We start from the raw sequence: 19,693 nt of genomic DNA on the forward strand, positions 1-19,693 counted from the left end.
CCGCTGCGAGGATCGACCGATGTTGACCGGAAGGATCATCCTCGAGAGCCTGCGGGTCGGCAGCGAGCTGCGGATTCCCGGCCTGGTCACCACGTGGATCGGCCGGCAGGACGTCTCGTCGTCGACGGCGCCGTTCCAGCCGGACGTGTGGACGCTGCTCGACTTCGAGGCGCCCGACGAGGCGTACGACGCCCTGGTCGACGGGCTGTCCGGGGCGCTGGCCGCCGGTCAGGGGTGGTACGCCGACTTCCGGGTCGGCGCCAACGCGGCCGCCAACGCGGCCGACAAGGCACGCGGCGACGCGGCCGACAAGGCACACGACAACGCGGCCGACAAGGCACGCGGCGACGCGGCCGCCAAGGCACGCGACAACGCGGACGTCAACGCACGCGGCGACGCGGACGTCAACGCACCCGACGATCACGTCGTGGTCTACGCGGGCCGGGTCTTCCGTTACCGCGTCGGCGACGCCGCCGGCCGCGCCGAGGCGATGGAGTACGGACGAAAGGAGGGGATCCCGGAGAATCAGCTCGACTGGGACGGGTGAACGTCGCCGTCGACGTAGTGCCAGGCGCCGTCGACCCGCTCGAAACGGCTGCGTTCGCTCAGTACGCCGGGTTCGCCGCGGTCCCGGAAGTGTGCCCGGAATTCGACCGTTCCCTCGGTGTCGTCGGCGCCGCCCCGCTCGGTCGCGAGCACGCGCAGGCGGGTCCACCGGCGGCCGGTGGGCAGGTCGAGGGTGTCCGGACGGGTGTCCGGGTGCCACGTGCGGAGCAGGTGGTCGGCGTCCCGCAGTGCGAACGCGCTGTACCGCGACCGCATCAGCGCCTCGGCGGTGGCGGCGGGTTCGCTTCGGTGCGCCCGGCCGCAGCACGCACCGTAGGTGCCGCCTCCGCACGGGCACGGGTCGTCGTCGTTCGCCACCCAACGGAGTGTAGAGCCGGCGGTACGGCAAGCGGACGGCACGAAGAGTGTCAGGAACCCACCACTCGAAGGGGGTGTAGAGAGCCCGCCCGGCCGAGCGTGCCGGGAGCGGCAGGTTAGTAGATTGGCCGCGTGACCCGGCTCAGTGTGGACTTCGGCACGTCCAACACCGTGGCGGCGCTCGGCCTGCCCGACGGCCGGGTGCGCCCGCTGCTGTTCGACGGATCGCCGACGCTGCCCTCGGCGGTCTTCCTCGACCCCGCCGGCGGGCTGCTCGTGGGCCGTGACGCCGTGCACACCGCCCGCACGTCGCCCGACCGGTTCGAGCCGAACCCGAAGCGTCGCATCGACGAGCATGCGGTGCTGCTCGGGTCCACCGAGGTGCCCGTGGTCGACCTGATCACGGCGGTGCTGGCCCGGGTGGCCGGCGAGGCACGGCGGGTCGCCGGTGGTCCGATCAGCGCCGTCGCGCTCACGCATCCGGCGGCGTGGGCGCACACCCGGCGGCAGGTGCTCGTCGAGGCTGCCACGCGGGCCGGGATCGCGCCGGCGGCGATGGTGGCCGAACCGGTCGCGGCGGCCGACTCGTTCCTCGCCGTCTCCGGTGACGCCGTTCCGGTGGGCGGCTGCGTCGTCGTCTACGACCTGGGCGCCGGCACGTTCGACGCGTCGGTGGTGCGCCGCACGGCGTCCGGGTTCGACGTGATCGCCGCCGAGGGACTGAACCAGGCGGGTGGCCTGGACATCGACGCGGCGATCGTCGCCTACCTCGGCGCCGCGAACGCCGGTCGGGACGGGGGCGCGTTCGCCCGGCTGCTCAACCCGACCACCACCGAGGAGCGCCGCGCCAACCGCCTGCTGTGGGAGGACGTCCGCAACGCCAAGGAACTGCTCTCCCGCGCCACGCACACCGAGGTGCACATTCCGCTCGTCGGCGTCGACGTGCCGCTCGGCCGCGATCAGTTCGAACTGCTGGCCCGCCCGATCCTCGACGCGACCGTCAACGCCACACGGGCCGCGGTCAACAGCGCCCAACTCCGCGCGACGGACGTCGCCGGCATCTTCCTGGTCGGTGGCGGGAGCCGCATTCCGCTCGTGAGCACGCTGCTGGTCCAGGCCTTCGGCCGCGCGCCGACGGCCACCGAGCAACCCGAACTCGTCGTCGCCGAGGGCGGCCTGCGGGCCGCCGGGGCGCCGACGCGCGCGGCCGAGCACACGCCACCCCCACCGGCCGACCCGTACCAGGCCCCGGCCGCCACGCCCACCGGCTCATACCAACCGCCGCCTGCCGCGCAAACAAGCCCGTACCGACCGCCGCCGGCCGCACCGACCAGCCCATACCAACCACCGGCCACGCCGACAAGCCCATACCAACCAACGCCAGCCGCGCAGACCAGCCCATACCAACCGCCAACCGCCACGCCGACAAGCCCATACCAACCACCAACCACGCCGACAAGCCCATACCAACCACCAACCACGCCGACAAGCGCATACCAACCGCCACTCGCCACGCCGGCAAACCAGCCGGCCGCCACGCCCACAGGCTCGTACCAACCGCCCACGAACCAGTTCCAACCCGCGCGGAACACCCCGCGCACCCGGTCACGGCTCATCGCCGTCGGGGCCGTCGTGGTCCTGGTGATCGCGATCGGAGCGATAGGCCTCTGGGCGCTCTTCGGGCGCAAGGACGTCGTGGACCTCGACCGCAGGTTCTACGCGGACGGCGACCGCACCATCACCCTCGTCGACATGGAGGTGACGTCGGACCGGCTGCGGCTGAACTTCTTGTACCGGAACGGATCCCGCCTGCCCTGGTCGCTGTCGTGCCGCGCCGCCGACGCCGAATTGAAGTCGTCGTTCCTGGTGGTCGAGCGGCGCAACGTGTTCCCGGAGAAGACGCGCTGCAGTGCCGACGAGCCGAGCGGCCGGACGTTCACCCTCACCGCCGGCGACACCCTGGAGAGCTACGCGGTGTTCCCGAAGCCGCCGAAAGGCAAGACCTTCGCCCTGCAGTGGTACAGCTACCCACGGGTCAGCGGTCTAAAGACCTAAAGACCAAAGACCTGAAGACACACGTCCGGATGTGGCCGGCATCCGGCCACCGTATCGGCTAGACCTGTTGGTATGACGACTTTCTCGGCCGTGATAACCACCGGCATCTACTGCCGCCCCGGTTGCGGTGCCCGCCCCAACGCCGAGAACGTCCGCACCTTCGAACATCCGGCCGCCGCCGAGGCCGCCGGGTTCCGGGCCTGCCTGCAGTGCCGGCCGTACCGGGTGGCGGGTGCCGTGCCCTGGAACGCCCCGGAGCTCGTGTGCCGGGCGGTGCGTTTGATATTGGACGGCGTGCTCGACACCGGTTCCGAAGCGGAACTCGGCCGGCGGCTCGGTTTGTCGAGCCGGCACCTGCGGCGGTTGTTCCACGAGCACCTCGGCCTCACGCCCGACCAGCTGGCCCGCTCGCGGCGCGCGCACTTCGCCCGGCGCATGCTCGACGATACCGACCTCACCGTCGCCGACGTGGCGTTCGCGTCGGGGTTCGGCAGCCTACGCCAGTTCAACCGTACGATGCGCGAGATCTTCCGGCACTCGCCGCAGGACCTGCGCCGCCGCCGGCGCCGGGCCGACCGGATCGCCACCGACGGCGGCCTGGCCCTGCGGCTGCCCGTCTCCGCCGACTACGACTGGGCGGCGGCCGTCGGCCTCCTCGCAAGGGAGGCGATTCCCGGTGTCGAGGCGGTCGAAGGCGGCACCTACCGGCGCACGATCACGCTCGACGGCGCGCCGGGCCTCCTCGAGGTGCACGGCGTCGGCGGGTACCTCGTGGTGCACGCCCACCTGCCGTTCTGGGAAGGGCTGATCCACGCCATGGAACGGGTCCGGCGGATGCTCGGGCTCGACTTCGACCTCGAACCCGCGCTCGCCCACTTCGCCGCCGACCCGGTGCTCGGCCCGCTCGTCAAGGCCCGGCCGGGGCTGCGGGTGCCGGGTGCGTGGGGACCGTTCGAGGCCGCGGTGCGGGTCGTCATCGGCCGGCACCACGCCGATCCGCAACGGCTGATGGGCGTTCTGGCAAAAACATTTGGGACGCCGGTGCCCGGCCTGCCGCACGGCCTGTCGCACGCGTTCCCGGCCCCGGAGGTCATCGCCGACGCCGACCTCCGGGCCGCCGGTCTGCCCGTGAAGGTGGCCGCGACGGTTTCCGGCTTCGCCGCTGCGGTCGTCGACGGCGGGATCCGGCTCGACGGCTCCGTCGGACTCGACGTACTGGTCGCCGCGCTCACGTCCGTCACCGGTATTAATGCCGCGACGGCGCAGCGCGTCGCGATTCGCCTGGGTGAGCGTGACGCCTATCCGCTCGGCGACCCCGCGCTGCCCGACGCGGCCGCCGCCGAAGGCTGGCGGCCGTGGCGCGCGCTCGCCGCCACGCATCTCACCGAGAACGCGGACGTGTCCTGATGTGGCCGGTGCGGGGCCGCCGGCGACCATAGAGTCGTTGCCATGACTGGAGTTCAAGCATTTGCCGACATGCACCGCCGGGGCGAGCCGTTGCTGTTGCCGAACGCGTGGGACGCGGCGTCGGCGGCCATCGTGGCGCAGGCCGGCGCCGCGGCGGTGGCCACCACGAGCGCGGGTGTGGCGTGGTCGCTCGGCGTTCCCGACAACGCCGACCTCGGCGCCGTGCGCGCGGCCGACGCGGTCCGGCGCATCGTCGCGGCCGTGTCGGTGCCGGTGTCGGCGGACATCGAAGCGGGCTACGAATCCGTTGCCGACACGGTGACCGCGGTTCTCGAAGCCGGCGCGGTGGGCATCAACATCGAGGACCGCGACGGCGCCGCGCTGTTCGAGCCCGCGGAACAGGCGCGGCGGTTGGCGACGGCGCGATCGGCCGCCGACCGGGCCGGCGTTCGTGCCTGGATCAACGCGCGCACAGACGTGTACCTGCTCGGCGTCGGCGCGCCGGAGACGCGGCTGGCGTCCACAATGGAGCGTGCCCGCGCCTACGCGGATGCCGGCGCCGACAGCATTTTCGTCCCCGGATTGATCGACCTCGATGACATCGCGACGCTGGCCGACGGCCCGCTGCCGGTGTGCGTGATGGCGTGGGCGGGCGCGCCGAGCGTCGCCGAGTTCGCGGCCGCGGGCGCGGTGCGGATCAGCCTCGGATCGGGGATCGCACAGGCCGCGTACGCGGTCGCGGCCCGGGCCACCGCGGAAATGCTCCAGAAGGGGACGTACGACAGCATCGCCGACGCCCTCCCCTACGGCGACCTGAACGACCTGCTCAGGTGACCCTGGCGGCCTGCGCGTCGGTGCACACCGGCAGCCCGCCGTCCGGGTCGTCGTTCTCGCCGCCGAGCAGGTAGATCTCCGGCACCCAGCCGAACCTGTCGCCGGTGTCGCCCTGGGTCAGCGCCCACCAGTGGTTGGCCAGTTCCCCCTTGGTGTACCGGGATCCCTGCCGGTGGCAGACGAAGTACTGCCGCTCGTTCAGCGTGGTCAGATAATCGATCGGCTGGTCCGTGCCGTCGGTCGACGTGTACAGCGGGATCCGGCTGATCTCGATGCCGGCGACCTTCGTGTTCACCTCGCAGTGGAACGGAAGATCGCGACGGTCGGTCCGGGTGCAGGGCCGGCTGTCGGCCGGCCGGGACCCGCCGGCCGAGACGGTCGGATCCGGCGGCCCGGAGCCGGGGCCGGCGTCGTCGGCGGAATCGAGCCGCGGAACGACGAAGTAGGCGGCGACGCCGAGCACGGCCAACGCGCCGAGGAGAGCCAGCGCCGCCGGCAGGTTGCGGCGGCGGCGCGGTGTTTGAGGGGACGCGGGTGCAGGCACCCGCGCGGCGGCCGGCCCATGCGCGAGGGGCGGCGCGGCGGGCGGCGCCTGCGCGGCGGCAAGCCCGTGCGCGGCGGCCGGTGCGTGCGCGAGGGGCGGCCTGGCGGGCGGCGCCTGCGCTTGCGCGGCCCCCGGCGCTTGCACTTGCGTGGCGAAGCGGGTCGGTGCCGCCGTCGCCGGCGCGGTCCCCTCGCCCGGCGGGATGCCCGGGCCGGGCGGATCTTGCCACGCGGAGCCGGCCGGCCCGCCGTTCTGCGGCGCGGGGCTCACCGGGGGCGCGATCGCGATCAGCTCGGCGAGTTGCGTGGTCCGCTCCTCGATCATCGCCGCGACCGCCGGCGGCAGCCAGCCCGGCCCGAAGGCCGGTTCTCCCAGTTCCGCGATGATCTCGTCCGGCGTCGGCCGGTCGTCGGGATCGCGCGACAGGCACCGCGCGATCAGCTCACGCATCGACGGGTCGACGCGGCTCAGGTCGGGCTCCCCGTTGACCAGCCGGTAGATCCGGGCGTGCCCGTCGCCGTCGCCGTACGGGCCGGTGCCCGTCGACGCGTACGCGGCGACCGCACCCAGCGCGAACACGTCGCTCGCCGGGCCGGTGCGGTCGGGATCGGTCACCTGCTCGGGCGAGAGGTAGCCCGGGCTCCCCCAGATTTTGCCGGGGCCGGTCAGCGGGGTCAGGTCGAGCAGCCGGGCGATCCCGAAGTCGATCACCCGGGGACCGTCGGCGACCAGCAGGACGTTGCCCGGTTTGAGGTCGCGGTGCAGGACGTCGGCGCGGTGGATCGACGCGAGCGCCGCCGCCAGCCCGGCCATCAGCGCCCGGGCCGAGGGGACGGGCAGCGGCCCGGCCCCGGTGACCGCCTCCGACAGCGACACCCCGGGCACGTAGCGGGTGGCGAGCCAGGCGGGTGACCCGTGCGGGTCGGCACCCACCAGTTCGGCGAGATACCGGCCGGTGGCGCGGTGGGCGGCCGCCACCTCGCGGGGGAAGCGGTCGAAAAGTTCCGCCGCCACGTCGTCCCGAACGACCTTGACCGCGACCAGAGTGCCGTCGCGTGCGCGGCCGAGATAGACCTGACCCATGCCGCCGGAACCGAGGCGGGCGAGCACGCGGTAGCCGCTGACCCGTGCCGGGTCGGAAGGCCATGACGGCTGCACGGCGCGATGCTACCCGTACCCGTCCAGGAGCGTCGCTCAGCCGCAGGTCGGAGCGGGTCCCGGTGGCCCGTGAAGATCGAGAAAAGGCAATGTTGATTCGCTGTCACCTTGTCATGGAAGCGCTCCCATGGCATGCTTTCCACACTCTCAGGGAGTTACACCCGCCTACTCTTTGAGCGATTACGCGCCAGTAAGCCGCCACGCGTCAATCGCCCGAAGTTGCTGGCTGCATTGTCGTGCACCAATGCGACAAGTTCCCTCAACCGTCAATTCCCCACCCCCAATGCAACGGAGGAGCTGCGCATCATGAGCAGAGCCTTGTGGCTGTCTCGAACAAACCCCCGAAGAGGCACACAACCCCCCGCCTGGCGCCGGCTGCTCGCAGTCGCCGGCGCGGCCGCACTCAGCACGACCGCCCTGATGGCCGTATCGAGTCCGGCGCAGGCGGCGCCCGGCTGCTCGGTGACGTACACCAAGTCGTGGGAGGGCGGCAACGGTTTCGGTGCGAACATCACGATCACCAACACCGGTGACCCGCTGACCAGCTGGTCGCTCGGCTTCGCGTTCCCGAGCGGTCAGACGATCAGCAACGGCTGGCAGGCGCGGTTCACGCAGTCCGGCGCGAACGTCACCGCGGCCAACGAGAGCTACAACGGGAACCTGGCCACCGGCGCGAGCGTCAGCGCCGGGTTCAACGGGACGTTCAGCGGCACGAACACCAACCCGACGGCGTTCACGCTCAACGGGACGGCCTGCAACGGCCCCGGTGGCGGCAACACCGCGCCGACCGTCAGCCTCACCAGCCCGACCGCCGGCCAGAGCTTCGCCGCCGGTGCGGCGGTGCCGCTCGCGGCCACCGCCAGTGACGCCGGCGGCTCCGTGACCCGGGTCGAGTTCCGGGTCGACGGCGCCCTCGTCGCCACCGACACCAGTTCGCCGTACACGTTCAGCGCCACCGGACTGGCGTCCGGCAGCCACAGCGCGACGGCCACCGCGTACGACAACGGGTCGCCGGCGCTCAGCACCACCAGCACGGCTGTCGCGTTCAGCATCGGCGGCACCACACAGCCGTCGATCGTCGCGGTGCCGACCTCGGTGAGCCTGGCGTCCGGTGGCTCCGGCTCGTCGAGCATCCGGCTCAGCGCCGCGCCGACGTCGTCGGTGACGGTCGCCCTGGCCCGCACCGGCAGCACCGCCAACTCGGCCAGCGCCACCTCCGTGACGCTGAACTCGTCGAACTGGCAGACGGGCGTCACGGTGAACTTCACCACGACGACCGGTACCACCACCGAGGTGTCGACGTTCACCGCAACCGCGTCCGGCTACACGGCCGCCGCGATCACGGTGACGCGGCAGGGCTCGACGGGCAACGGACGGGTCGACAACCCGTACGCCGGCGCCGGCGTCTACGTCAACCCGCAGTGGGCCGCCCAGGCCCGGGCGGAGTCCGGCGGCAGCCGCATCGCCACCCAGCCCACCGGCGTCTGGTTCGACCGGATCAGCGCGATCACCGGTAACGGCAGCCCGACCACCGGCAGCATGGGTCTGGCCGACCACCTCGACGCAGCGGTCACGCAGGACGCCGCCAACGGCTCCACGCCGATGGCGATCCAGATCGTCATCTACAACCTGCCCGGCCGCGACTGCGCCGCGCTGGCCTCCAACGGTGAACTGCCCGCCGACGCCATCGGCCGGTACCGCACCGAGTACATCGACCCGATCGCGGCGATCCTCGCCCGGCCGGCGTACGCGAACCTGCGGATCATCGCGGTCATCGAGATCGACTCGCTGCCGAACCTGGTGACCAACACCGGTAGCCGGGCGACCGCCACCCCGCAGTGCAACACGATGCTGCAGAACGGCAACTACGTGACCGGCGTGGGCTACGCGCTGGCCAAGCTCGGCGCGGTTCCGAACGTCTACAACTACGTCGACGCCGGCCACCACGGCTGGATCGGCTGGGACGACAACTTCGGTCCCACCGCCCAGACGCTGTTCCAGGCCGCCACGGCGTCCGGCAGCACCGTGAACAACGTCCACGGGTTCATCACCAACACGGCGAACTACTCGGCGCTGTCCGAGAACTTCATCGGCCCGGTGACCGAGCAGCTCCGGCCGACCACCTGGATCGACTGGAACCGGTACAACGACGAGCTCACGTTCGCTCAGGCGTTCCGGTCCCGGCTGGTGACGCAGGGCTTCAACTCGAACATCGGCATGCTGATCGACACGTCCCGCAACGGCTGGGGCGGCCCGAACCGGCCCACCGGCCCGAGCACGTCGAGCGACCCGAACACGTTCGTGAACCAGTCCCGCATCGACCGTCGTATCCACAAGGGCAACTGGTGCAACCAGAGCGGTGCCGGCCTCGGTGAGCGGCCGCGCTCCGCGCCCGCGAGCGGCATCGACGCCTACGTCTGGATCAAGCCCCCGGGCGAGTCCGACGGATCCGCCACGGCGATCCCGAACGACGAAGGCAAGGGCTTCGACGAGATGTGCAGCCCGACCTACCAGGGCAACCCACGTAACGGGAACAGCATGTCCGGCGCGCTGGCGGGCGCACCTCTCTCGGGCCACTGGTTCTCGGCCCAGTTCCAGCAGCTGATGACGAACGCCTACCCGCCGCTGTAACAACCCCTGTCCGCACCCTCCCGCCACCAACGAGGGCCGGTCATCCGCTACCGCGGATGGCCGGCCCTCACCGTTTGAGCCCGCCGTGCCGGTCCCAACGAGTCGATCTTGCAGTTGTGGTGGGCCATAAACAGGGGCAAATACGGGCGATCAAGGCACCACAACTGCAAGATAGGCGCCGGAGGACAGGCTGTGGTCGCTCTGGTGCGGAAACCGAACCCGATAGGGGCAACCACAAGGAACGGCGCTCGATCCGGTGTGAAACCCACACCGCATCGAGCGCCGTTTATCTAAGAGAACCTACGCGCAAGCCACGTCGGAGGGAGCGGCGGAGGAACCGGTGCCCGTGAAGCCGAACGTCGTCGACGCGGTCGCGGCAAGTGTCCCGTTGTGGGTTTCGTTCCGGACCGTCACGGCGCTGCCCGACACGCTCAGCCGCCCGTTCCACACCTGGCTCAGCGTCGCCCCGGACGGGGCGGTCCACGTCACCGTCCACGAGTTTATGGTCGCGGTGCTGGAGTTCCGCACCGTCACCTCGCCCTGGAAGCCGCCCTGCCACGAGTTCGTGACCCGGTACGTCGCGACGCAGGCACCGCTGCCACCACCGCCCGCCGACGTGGTCACCGTGCGGCCGGCCGAGACGGCCGACAGGTTCCCGGCCGCGTCGCGCGCCCGCACGCTGAACGTGTACGTCGTGGAAGCGGTCAGCCCGGTCGCCGCATACGTGGTCCCCGAAACGGTCGCCACCACCGAAGCCGCGCCGCCGCCGACAGAACGCAGCACGTCGTACGACGTGACGCCCACGTTGTCGGTCGACGCGGCCCAGGTGAGGGTCGCGCCGGTCGCAGTGACAGCGCTGGCCGTGGGCTGGCCCGGCGTCGTCGGCGCGGCGGTGTCTCCGCCGCCGCCACCGTTGGCGTAGCGCTCGGCGAGGCTGATCCCGGTGGTGGAACCCGCGCCGCCCATCGGAATCTGGTGGTCGAGCCCGACCCACTTGCCGTTGTACCGCCACAGCGCGGGCGCCAGCATCGTCAACTTCTGCGTGTCCCAGGTGGTCCAGTCGTCCAGCAGCAGGCCGCCGGTGTCACCGGAGTTCGGGTTCAGGCACCAGAACGTGTGGTGGAGGTGGTTCTCGGCCATCAGGTCGCGCAGCGCGGTCATCCACTTGTCCTGGCGGGCGTCCTGGCCGAGCCGGCCACCCCACTCGCCGATGAGCAACGGGGCCGTCCCACCCTCGTGGATGTAGAGCCAGTTCGGCCGCCACACGTCGTTCGTCAGCGAGTTCTTGTCGAACGTGCCCTGGAACCACGGCTGCTCGAACACCAGCGGGCCGTAGTCGTGCGGCGAGTAGACCAACTGGTCCTGGTTGGCGCCGAGGTTCACCGGGAAGTCGCGCACACCGCGGAGGTTGCCGCCCCACCAGGTGTTGTAGTAGTCGGTCCCGGTGGTGCTCGCCCACGAGACGCCCGGGCGGGGGTAGATCGCGTTGCCCTCGCACAGGATCAGCACGTTCGGGTTGATCGCGAGAATGCGCTTGCCGGCCGTCTCGCACGCGTACTTGAAGTTGTCGACGTCGGTGCTGCCGTCCCACTTCGCGCGGGGACTCTCGTTCGCGCCGCCGTGCGGCTCGTTCTTGATGTCCATCGCGACGATCGTGTCGTTGGTGCGGTACCGCGTGGTGACCCACTCCCACGCCTGGTAGAACTGCTCCGACGTGACGGTTCCCTTGTACCAGACGGGATACACGTGGCCGGAGTTGTCGGCGTCGGCGCTGTGCACGTCGAGCATGACCTTCAACCCGTACCGCTCGCACAGGCCGAGCCAGTAGTCGAAGATCTGCAGGTTGTTCTTCCCGGCGAGTTCCGGATTGGCGTACGTGTTGACGTTCGGCGCCGCGACGGTCTGGCCGGCCTTCCACTCCAGCAGCAACTGCGCGGAGATCGGCACCCGCACGATGTTGAGGCCGCGGTCGGCCATGCCCTTCGTGATGGTCTCGATGTTGGCCGACCACAGCCCGTGGAAGACCCGTTCGGACGCGTTCCAGCCGAACCAGTTCACGCCGGTCAGCCACACCTCGTTACCGGCCTCGTCGACGATCTTGTTGCCGCTGGTGTGCAGCCAGTCGTTGGCGGGGACGGCCGCGGCGGCGGGCGCGGCCGCGAATGGCGATGCTCCGGTGCTGAACGACGGCACGGCCGCCGCCAACCCGAGAGCGAGGGTGGCAGCCAAGGCGGCGGCTCCACCTCTTCTGAGCACGGGCATGGGGGTTCCTCCTGGGGGTGTGGGAGCGCTCCCATGAGTATGGACACTCGGACCATCGATCGCCAGATTTAGATCTCTTTATCGGACGCGCTGAGCGCCGACCGACTGCAGGAAGCGCTCGGTCCGCGGGTCGGCGAGCCCCGCCAAGCCGGCCACGTACTGCACCAACCCGAGCACGACCACGCAGGTGAACAGCACCGCCAGCGGGATCGTCACCGGGCCGGGCAGCACCGTGTCGTCGTACTGGATGCCCGCCATCGCGTCGAAGACGCCCAGCACCATGAGGATCTCCAGGCCGTACACCACGAAGACGCCACCCGCCCGGGCGACGTTCGCACCGCTCCGCCGCCCCCGCAGCGCCAGCCGCACGCCCCACAGCCCGAACGCCTGCGGCACCGCGACGAACAGCACCAGCACGATCGTCCACGTGATCATGGCCGGGACGCTGCCGTCGGAACTCTCGGTCGCGAACGGCGTCAACACCAGTAGTGCCGCGCCGCCGGTGATGCCGAGAACGGCGCTGGCGGTGAACCGCCGGCGGGCGCCGACCAGCGGTGCCGGCGGCCCCCACGCCGGTTCGTGGCGGGCGAGCACGCGGGTGGCCAGCCACCGGCGTCCGGGCGGGATGCCGAGGGAGATCATCGCCGCCGCCAGCCCGAGCAGCGCGCCCACCCCGCAGCCGATCCCGGTGATCACGCTGAGCGTCACGAACCCGTCGGAGTGCAGGTCACGGTCACCGTAGGCGCTGCCCCCGACGTCGATCGCGACCACCAGCGCCCACGGCAGGGCACCGACGCCGATCCAGACGATCGCGCACCGCCCGGCGTCCTGTCCGAGCAGAATCAGGCCCAGCGCGAAGATCAGCAGCAGCCCGGTGACCACGCTCGTCAACACGCCGAGGACCGCGATGAGCGCGTCGTCGGGCAACTGCTCGCTGCCGTCGCGGTGGACCACGATCGTCATGACGCCGGCCACCAGGAACGCCAGCGCCGCCACGGCGGCACCCGTCACACCGATGCCGAGCGGCACCCCGCCCGGCGAAGTACGGGGGTCGGCGCCGTACCGGTACGGCTGAACCACGGGCGTCACCCCGGCCTTCGTCCGCCGGACCGCAGGTACAACTCGCTGCGCGGATCGGCGAGCGCCGCCAGCCCGGCCACGTACTGCACGATCCCGAGCATGATCGCGGCGGTCACCACCGCCGCCAGCGGGCCGCCGGCCGCGTCCGGAAGGATCGCGTCGGTGTCGAACACCCCGGCCAGCCCGTTCAGCACACCGATCAGCACGAACGGCTGGACGCCGTAGATGAGGAACACCCCGGCCGCGCGGGCCAGGTGCGCACCGCCCCGCCGGCCGGCGAACGCGAGCCGGCCGCCCCACACCCCGAGCAGTTGCGGAACGGCGACCAGCAGCACCAGGATCACGGCAGACACGGCGAGGAACGTGCTGCGGCCGTTGCCGTCCTCGGTCACCAACAGGGTGAGGATCAGTTGGGCGGCGCAGCCTCCCATGCCGAGGAACGCGCTGAACGTGAACCGCTTCCTCGCCGCGACCAGCGGAGCCGGCGGCCACAGCGCACCGGTGCGGGCCAGCACCCGGGCCGCGAGCCAGCGCCGGCCGGGCGGTATGCCCAGGACGATCATCGCGGTCAGCAGCCCGAAGGCCGCCAGCCCACCGCACGCGTAGCTGACCACCGACGCGACGGTGATGAACCCGTCGGACAGGTACTCCTCCCAGTGGCTCGCGATCTCGACGATGCCGGCCGGGATCAGGATCGTCCACGGCAGGGCCGCGACACCGATCCAGACGATGCCCGACCGACCCGCGTCGCGCCCCGCGACGATCAGCCCGATCGAGTACGCCAGCAGCAGCGCCGCGACGAGGCTCGCCCAGACGATCAGCACGGTCACGATGACATCGCCGTCGTTCCGGTCTGCCGGACCCGCGCGGAAGACCACCAGGGACATGACCCCCAGGACCAGGAGCGCGAGGGCCGCCACCCCGGCCGCCGTCGCACCGAAAGCCACCGGCACCGGCGACGGCAGCGGGCCGTCGGGTGCGGGTTGAGAAGGCACGGGCGCATACTCGTCCGGCCAGCTCGCGTCGGGCGGATACCCCGGCGCCGGATATTGGTGCGGCTGCATACCTGCACGCTAACCGTCACGCGCTCGGTTAGGGTGACCCCGTCGGAGGGTGGTGCCATGACGGCTAGGAAGCGACTACCGAAGAAGATCTACGAGACCGAACTGCTGCGCCTGCAGGCCGAACTGGTGACGATGCAGGAGTGGGTGCGGTCCACCGGCAACCGGCTCGTGGTGATCTTCGAGGGCCGCGACGCCGCCGGCAAGGGCAGCGCGATCAAGCGCGTCGCCGAGTACCTCAACCCCCGCGTCGCGCGCATCGTCGCCCTCCCCGCACCCACCTCACGCGAGCAGACGCAGTGGTACTTCCAGCGGTACGTCCAGCACCTGCCCGCCGCCGGCGAGATCGTGCTGTTCGACCGGAGCTGGTACAACCGCGCCGGCGTGGAACGCGTGATGGGCTTCTGCACCGAGGACGAGTACCGCCGGTTCCTGCACCAGTGCCCGATCTTCGAGCAGATGCTCATCGAAGACGGCGTCATGCTCCGCAAGTACTGGTTCTCGGTCAGCGACACCGAGCAGGAGAACCGTTTCCGGTCGAGGCTGGAAGATCCGATGAGACGCTGGAAGCTGTCGCCGATGGACCTGGAGTCGATCTCCCGCTGGGAGGACTACTCCCGCGCCAAGGACGCGATGACGGCCAAGACCAACGTGCCCGCGTCCCCCTGGTTCGACGTCGACAGCGACGACAAACGCCGGGCCCGGATCAACATGATCGCCCACCTGCTGTCGACGGTCCCCTACGCCCCGGTCGAACCGCCCGACCTCCCCCTGCCCGAACGCCCACCCCCGACGGGCTACAAGCGCCCGTCCCGCAAGCACATCAACTACGTCCCCGACCACGCCGCCACCCTGCCCAAGGCATAAAGTCGCCGGGTGCATCTGTCCGCGAAAGTGTTCCGGGTGACCGCCGTCGCCGAGGCATGCTCCTGGCTCGGCCTGCTGATCGGGATGTTCTTCAAGTACGTCGTGGTCGAGAACGAGATCGGCGTGAAGGTCTTCGGCCCGATCCACGGTGCGTTGTTCGTCGCCTACCTGGCGTCGCTGCTGTGGGTGGCCATCCACGAACGGTGGCGGCTCGGCCGGATCGCCGTCGGCGCGGCCGCCGCGATTCCGCCGTTCACCAGCGTCGTCTTCGAACGCTGGGCCGCCGAACGGCGCGCGACAAGAGCTACTCCGGTTCGTACACCTTGATGTTCGTCAGCTCCGCCAGTTTCGCCGTGACCAGGCGGGCCTCCAGGTGCAGGCGTGCCACGTTGAGCCGCTCGTCGCCCAGCACCGCCAGCAGCGCCGTGTCACCGATCGCGTACACGGTGAAGTAGCCGTTGTGGCTGCGCAGCGTCGACTCGCGGAACGCGCCGTGGCGCAGCGCGAGCCCGCACTGGCGGCCGACGCCGAACGTCGCGGCGGCCAGGGCGGCCAGGTCGTGGGGCTCCGGGCCGTTGCCAAGATCGTGCAGCACCAGCAGGCCGTCGACGCCCGCGATGACGCACCCCTGGACGCCGCTCACCAGTTCCCGCAGGCGCGCCAGTTCAGCGAGCACGAGGTCCACGGTTTCCACTCCGGCATCGTGCACCGAGGCCGCTCCGTTCGCAGTCATACTTGTAACTTCTGTTGTCATCTACAGCCGCCGGAGTCCACCGACCACACGGTCGAGTGTCTGGGAGTCGTCCGTGAACGGTCCCTCGGCGGCGGCGCGCAGCCAGTCCGGCAGCGTCGGCACCGTCGCCTGGTAGTCGGTCGGGTCGTCGGCCCACGCGGCGTCCGCGCGGCGTTGCGGCAGTCGCGGCAGTTCGGCGTCTGCCGGCACAAGATCGATGGGTGACGCGGGGAGCACTTCCCCTTCGAGCGCCACCTGTTCCGGGGCCGGTGCCGGTCCCGGGGCCGACCGCGTCTCCACCATCTGCCGGAACTCGCGCCGGGCCATGGCCAGGTTCGCCGCTCCCCGGTCGAGCACGAGGTGCGCCACCTGCCCGTCGACCACCCGCAGCACGTGGAAGTTCGCCGGGCTGGTCACCAGCAGGTCGTCCATCTCCCCGCTGCCGATGGAGCCCCCCGCGGTCAGCCGGACCATCTCCGCGGCGGCCTCGGTGATCGCGGCGCCGAGCGCCGCCACGTCGGCACCGACGCGCGCCAGCCCGGCCGACCACACGGTGGTGCGGGTATCGATCGAGGTCAACATGATCATCGACGCCCCCGAGATGCGGAGCGCCTGCGCTAGTGGTTCGGACATCGCGCGGCCCCTGTCGGCGCCCCCGTCAATCGCTGAGGCTGCTGTTGAGGTACTTCATCACCATCCGGGCCTGGGCGAACAGCATGCCGACGTTCACCTGGTTCCGGCAGACGACCGCGGCGACCATGTCCTGGTTGGCGTCGCAACGCATGAACAGGTGCACCAGGTTGTCGCTGTTGATGAGGATTTCCTGGAAGTAGTGCCGGGCCGGGGTGATCCCGCGCCGTTCGTTCCACAGCTGCTCGATCATCGCCACGTTGCGGCCCTGGAACAGGTCGAACGTCGAGGCCGCCATGAGGTCCATGATGTCGGCCGGCTGCGCCTCCGCCGACTCGACGGCGAGGAGCATGCCGGTCGACATGTCGACCATTCCGGCAGCGATGCACTCGGGCACCTGCTGCCGGAAGTCGCGGACGGCGTCCCCGATGACCTGGGACAGGCTGCGGTCAGCCACGAGGCACCTCCGTGCGCCCGGGCCGGTCAGACCTCAAGTGTGGCTTCGATGCGCCGCAGCTGGTGCCGGGCCATGGCCAGGTTCGCACGGCTGCGCAGGAGCGCCAGGTAGAGGAACAGGCCCTTGCCCGACCGCGACGACAGCGGCCGGATCAGGTGGTACTGCGTGTCGAGCGTGATGAGGATGTCCTCGATGCCGTCGTCGAGCTTGAGCAGCTCCAGCGTGCGCATCTTGGCCCGGACCACGTCGGTGTTGCCGGCCGCGGCCACCGACAGGTCGAGCTCGGCCGAGCCGCCCGCGGTGCCGAGGGTCATGCCGCTGGTGTAGTCGACGAGCGCGACGCCGACCGCGCCGTCGATGGACATGCATTCTTTGAGACTGAGTTCCAGGTTCGCCATCGAACGCCTCCCAGTTCGAGATCTGATGGCGCACGCCCGCCTTCACGGGTCTCCGCGCCGGCCAGCAGCGGAAACAGGGCACAGGCGACGCCGGGGTTCCGTTCGCAGCGTTTCACGGCCGGTGAAGATCCGCATCTGACCGCGGAAAATAATGCCTGAGCAGCCCAGGCGTACCGGTCCGTGCGAGGGGGACTTCAGCCGTCTGACGGATGCGCCAACAAGGTCACCTTGTGTTAAAGACGCAGACGCGCGGTAGATCTCCTGGTCAGAGCATACGCCGTTCCATGTCGCCATTGACAGATGTCAATGCATTGATTCCTCGTGGGTTTTCGGGCGTCACACGGGTTGCGACCACATGCGCCACGGACACCCGCCGCGCCGCGCGAATCACATGATCACGGCCGGAATGCACCCGCTTGGCAACCGTTACCCTGATCAGCGTGACCACGCTCGGCGCCGTCTTCCTGCCGCAACTCCCACCCGAACGGCTGCGCGCGGTCGTCCGCGCCGCCGACGAGAGCGGCCTCGAGGAGTTGTGGCTGTGGGAGGACTGCTTCCGGGAGAGCGGCATCGCCACCGCGGCGGCGGCCCTCGCCTGGAGCGACCGGCTGCGCGTCGGCGTGGGGCTGCTGCCCGTGCCGCTCCGCAACGTCGCGATCGCCGCGATGGAGATCGCCACGCTCACCCGCCTCTTCCCCGAGCGCGTGCACATCGCGGTGGGCCACGGCGTGCAGGACTGGATGCACCAGGTCGGCGCGCGCGTCGAGTCGCCGGTCACGCTGCTGCGCGAGTACATCGCGGCGCTGCAGGCGCTGCTGGCCGGCGAGCGGGTCAGCACCGAGGGCCGGTACGTGCAACTGCGCGACGTCGCCCTCGACTGGCCGCCACCGGCCGCGCCGCCGATCCTCGCGGGCGCGATCGGCCCGAAGTCGATGCGCCTCGTCGGCGAGGCGTCCGACGGCGCCGTGCTCACCGCCGGAAACTCACCGTCAGCGGTGGTCGAGGCCAAAAAGATATTGGACGCCGGCAGCGCCGCCGCCGGCCGGAAATCCGTGCCGGTGGTGGTCTATCTGCACGCCGCCACCGGACCGGATGCCGAAGAACGGATGGAGGCCGAGCGCGCCAACTGGCAGTACGACACGATCGCCGACCGCTCGGTGGTCGGCGACGCGGCAACGGTCGCCCGGGCGGTCCGTGCCCTGGCCGACGCGGGTGCCGACACGGTCGTCCTGCAGCCCACCCCCGACGACCCCGACCCCGAGGGTTTCGTGCGCTTCGTGGCGCGGGACGTGCGTCCCCTCGTCTAATTGCCCTTTGCCCGGCGCGGCGGTGGCACCAGCCGGTAGCCGAGCCGCCGCACGGTCTGGATGATCTCCGGGTCCTCGCCCAGCCGCGACCGCAACCGCTGGATGTGCACGGTGATGGTGTTCGACGAGTTGTTCTCGTCGGCCCCCCACACCGTTTCCCTGATCTGTTCCCGGGTCACGACGTGGTTCGCGTTGGTCATCAGCAGGTGCAGCAGGCGGGTCTCGCGCGGCGGTAGCGGAATGCGCCGGCCGTGCAGTTCCGCCTCCTGCGCCACCGGATCGAGCCGCAGGGCGCCGGCGCGAACCATCCGCGGTCCGGGCGGGCTCACCAGTTGGAGCACCCGGACCGCCTCCGCGACGTCGACGCAGACGCGGATGTCGAGCGACGGATCGGTGAGGTGTTCGGTCAGCCCGGCCGCCTGAGCGGGCGGGCCGACCACGAGAAGCAGCAGACGATCCGGCATCCGCTCAGCCGAAGCGACCGGTGATGTAATCCTCTGTCCGCTTGTCGCCCGGGCTGGTGAAGAGCGTGTTCGTGGCGTCGAACTCCACCAGCCGGCCGTGCCGCACGCCCTTGTCGTCGACCTCGGCGGTGAAGAACGAGGTGAAGTCGCTGACCCGCGCGGCCTGCTGCATGTTGTGCGTGACGATCACGATCGTGTACTGCTCGGCGAGTTCGTGCATGAGGTCCTCGATCTTCGCCGTGGCGATCGGGTCGAGGGCGGAGCACGGCTCGTCCATGAGGATCACGTCGGGCTTCACCGCGATCGTGCGGGCGATGCAGAGCCGCTGCTGCTGGCCACCGGAGAGGGCCAGGCCGCTCATCTTGAGCTTGTCCTTGACCTCGTCCCAGAGCGCCGCACCGCGCAGCGCCTGCTCGACCAGGTCGTTCAGGTTGCCCTTGATCTTGTTGATCCGGATGCCGTAGGCCACGTTGTCGAAGATGGACTTCGGGAACGGGTTCGGCTTCTGGAACACCATGCCGATGCGGCGCCGCACCTGGATCGCGTCGACGTCGGGCGCGTACAGGTCCTGGCCCTGGTACGTGATCCGGCCGGCGACCCGGGCGCCGGGCACCAGGTCGTTCATCCGGTTGAGGCAGCGGAGGATCGTGCTCTTGCCGCAGCCCGACGGGCCGATCATCGCCGTGATCTTGTTGTGCGCCACCGGCATCGAGGTGCCGCGGACGGCCTCGAAGCCGCCGTAGAACACGCTGACGTTCTCCAGGTTGATCAGCGGCGGCCCGGCCTCGGCGGGAGCGACGGTCTTCTCGAGATCGACCTCCTGCGCCTGCTGCGGGGTGTACGCGATCTGGACGCCGGGACGTCCCGTGGTTTCACTCATT

20 protein-coding genes are annotated in these 19,693 nt (G+C 70.6%); 8 read left to right on the plus strand and 12 right to left on the minus strand.

Translation table 11 applies throughout. The annotated features are described in order from the left end of the window. The first annotated feature begins 19 nt into the window (after positions 1-19). Positions 20-547, plus strand: a complete 528-nt coding sequence (locus tag Vau01_RS01180) for a hypothetical protein (RefSeq protein WP_203986031.1) — start codon at positions 20-22, stop codon at positions 545-547. Here the strand turns inward: Vau01_RS01180 and Vau01_RS01185 are convergent. Further along, positions 526-924 (minus strand): YchJ family protein, encoded by a 399-nt coding sequence (locus Vau01_RS01185; RefSeq protein WP_239151202.1) that lies wholly within the window; start codon positions 922-924, stop codon positions 526-528. The two genes, Vau01_RS01180 and Vau01_RS01185, sit on opposite strands and share 22 nt — an antisense overlap. A 132-nt stretch (positions 925-1,056) precedes the next feature. On the opposite strand from Vau01_RS01185, the gene Vau01_RS01190 reads away from it, so the two are divergent. From Vau01_RS01190 to Vau01_RS01200, 3 genes are all read left to right on the plus strand, one after another. Continuing rightward, positions 1,057-2,979: an Hsp70 family protein gene (locus Vau01_RS01190; RefSeq protein WP_203986034.1), complete on the plus strand. Its 1,923-nt coding sequence runs from the start codon at positions 1,057-1,059 to the stop codon at positions 2,977-2,979. Between the two features lie 72 nt (positions 2,980-3,051). Beyond that, positions 3,052-4,386, plus strand: a complete 1,335-nt coding sequence (locus tag Vau01_RS01195; RefSeq protein ID WP_203986037.1) for an AlkA N-terminal domain-containing protein — start codon at positions 3,052-3,054, stop codon at positions 4,384-4,386. A 42-nt stretch (positions 4,387-4,428) separates the two neighbouring features. Next, entirely contained in the window at positions 4,429-5,220 is a 792-nt protein-coding gene (locus Vau01_RS01200; RefSeq protein WP_203986039.1) for an isocitrate lyase/PEP mutase family protein, read from the plus strand. On the opposite strand, the gene Vau01_RS01205 is transcribed toward Vau01_RS01200, so the two are convergent. After that, entirely contained in the window at positions 5,213-6,922 is a 1,710-nt protein-coding gene (locus Vau01_RS01205) for a serine/threonine protein kinase (RefSeq protein WP_203986041.1), read from the minus strand. The genes Vau01_RS01200 and Vau01_RS01205 overlap by 8 nt on opposite strands. Before the next feature lie 420 nt (positions 6,923-7,342). Here Vau01_RS01205 and Vau01_RS01210 point away from each other — a divergent pair, with 420 nt between their 5' ends. Continuing rightward, positions 7,343-9,553 (plus strand): glycoside hydrolase family 6 protein, encoded by a 2,211-nt coding sequence (locus Vau01_RS01210; RefSeq protein ID WP_203986043.1) that lies wholly within the window; start codon positions 7,343-7,345, stop codon positions 9,551-9,553. A gap of 300 nt (positions 9,554-9,853) precedes the next feature. On the opposite strand, the gene Vau01_RS01215 is transcribed toward Vau01_RS01210, so the two are convergent. The 3 genes from Vau01_RS01215 to Vau01_RS01225 form a co-directional block, all read right to left on the minus strand. After that, on the minus strand, positions 9,854-11,815 hold the full coding sequence (locus tag Vau01_RS01215) for a cellulase family glycosylhydrolase (protein ID WP_203986045.1): 1,962 nt from the start codon (positions 11,813-11,815) through the stop codon (positions 9,854-9,856). Positions 11,816-11,893: 78 nt separating this feature from the next. Beyond that, positions 11,894-12,904, minus strand: a complete 1,011-nt coding sequence (locus tag Vau01_RS01220) for a hypothetical protein (RefSeq protein WP_203986047.1) — start codon at positions 12,902-12,904, stop codon at positions 11,894-11,896. Continuing rightward, complete coding sequence (locus Vau01_RS01225) at positions 12,901-13,959, minus strand: hypothetical protein (RefSeq protein ID WP_203986049.1); 1,059 nt, start codon at positions 13,957-13,959, stop codon at positions 12,901-12,903. Before Vau01_RS01225 ends, Vau01_RS01220 begins: the two co-directional genes overlap by 4 nt. Before the next feature lie 57 nt (positions 13,960-14,016). Here Vau01_RS01225 and ppk2 point away from each other — a divergent pair, with 57 nt between their 5' ends. Both ppk2 and Vau01_RS01235 read left to right on the plus strand, forming a co-directional pair. After that, positions 14,017-14,823 carry a polyphosphate kinase 2 gene (gene ppk2, locus Vau01_RS01230; protein WP_203986051.1) on the plus strand — a complete coding sequence of 269 codons (807 nt, stop codon included), beginning with the start codon at positions 14,017-14,019 and terminating at the stop codon, positions 14,821-14,823. Between the two features lie 9 nt (positions 14,824-14,832). Then, positions 14,833-15,150: a DUF3817 domain-containing protein gene (locus Vau01_RS01235; RefSeq protein WP_308440425.1), complete on the plus strand. Its 318-nt coding sequence runs from the start codon at positions 14,833-14,835 to the stop codon at positions 15,148-15,150. On the opposite strand, the gene Vau01_RS01240 is transcribed toward Vau01_RS01235, so the two are convergent. The 5 genes from Vau01_RS01240 to Vau01_RS01260 form a co-directional block, all read right to left on the minus strand. Beyond that, positions 15,128-15,517, minus strand: a complete 390-nt coding sequence (locus Vau01_RS01240) for a roadblock/LC7 domain-containing protein (RefSeq protein ID WP_239151203.1) — start codon at positions 15,515-15,517, stop codon at positions 15,128-15,130. The genes Vau01_RS01235 and Vau01_RS01240 overlap by 23 nt on opposite strands. A 60-nt stretch (positions 15,518-15,577) precedes the next feature. After that, a complete protein-coding gene (locus Vau01_RS01245) occupies positions 15,578-16,189 on the minus strand; it encodes a hypothetical protein (RefSeq protein WP_203986058.1) in 612 nt (203 codons plus the stop codon). 25 nt (positions 16,190-16,214) lie between these two features. After that, on the minus strand, positions 16,215-16,643 hold the full coding sequence (locus Vau01_RS01250) for a hypothetical protein (protein WP_203986060.1): 429 nt from the start codon (positions 16,641-16,643) through the stop codon (positions 16,215-16,217). A 26-nt stretch (positions 16,644-16,669) separates the two neighbouring features. Then, positions 16,670-17,041 (minus strand): hypothetical protein, encoded by a 372-nt coding sequence (locus Vau01_RS01255; protein WP_203986061.1) that lies wholly within the window; start codon positions 17,039-17,041, stop codon positions 16,670-16,672. A gap of 265 nt (positions 17,042-17,306) precedes the next feature. Next, a complete protein-coding gene (locus tag Vau01_RS01260) occupies positions 17,307-17,489 on the minus strand; it encodes a hypothetical protein (protein ID WP_203986650.1) in 183 nt (60 codons plus the stop codon). Here Vau01_RS01260 and Vau01_RS01265 point away from each other — a divergent pair. Beyond that, the gene (locus tag Vau01_RS01265; RefSeq protein WP_239151204.1) at positions 17,482-18,348 is read left to right on the plus strand and encodes an LLM class flavin-dependent oxidoreductase; all 867 of its coding nucleotides are present in this window, start codon (positions 17,482-17,484) and stop codon (positions 18,346-18,348) included. The two genes, Vau01_RS01260 and Vau01_RS01265, sit on opposite strands and share 8 nt — an antisense overlap. Here Vau01_RS01265 and Vau01_RS01270 read toward each other — a convergent pair. Beyond that, positions 18,345-18,812, minus strand: a complete 468-nt coding sequence (locus Vau01_RS01270) for a winged helix-turn-helix domain-containing protein (RefSeq protein WP_203986062.1) — start codon at positions 18,810-18,812, stop codon at positions 18,345-18,347. The genes Vau01_RS01265 and Vau01_RS01270 overlap by 4 nt on opposite strands. 4 nt (positions 18,813-18,816) lie before the next feature. Then, on the minus strand, positions 18,817-19,692 hold the full coding sequence (gene pstB, locus Vau01_RS01275) for a phosphate ABC transporter ATP-binding protein PstB (protein ID WP_203986063.1): 876 nt from the start codon (positions 19,690-19,692) through the stop codon (positions 18,817-18,819). Position 19,693: the final 1 nt, after the last annotated feature.

It is taken from the genome of Virgisporangium aurantiacum (assembly GCF_016863635.1).
In the GTDB taxonomy this organism is placed as follows: Bacteria; Actinomycetota; Actinomycetes; order Mycobacteriales; family Micromonosporaceae; genus Virgisporangium; species Virgisporangium aurantiacum.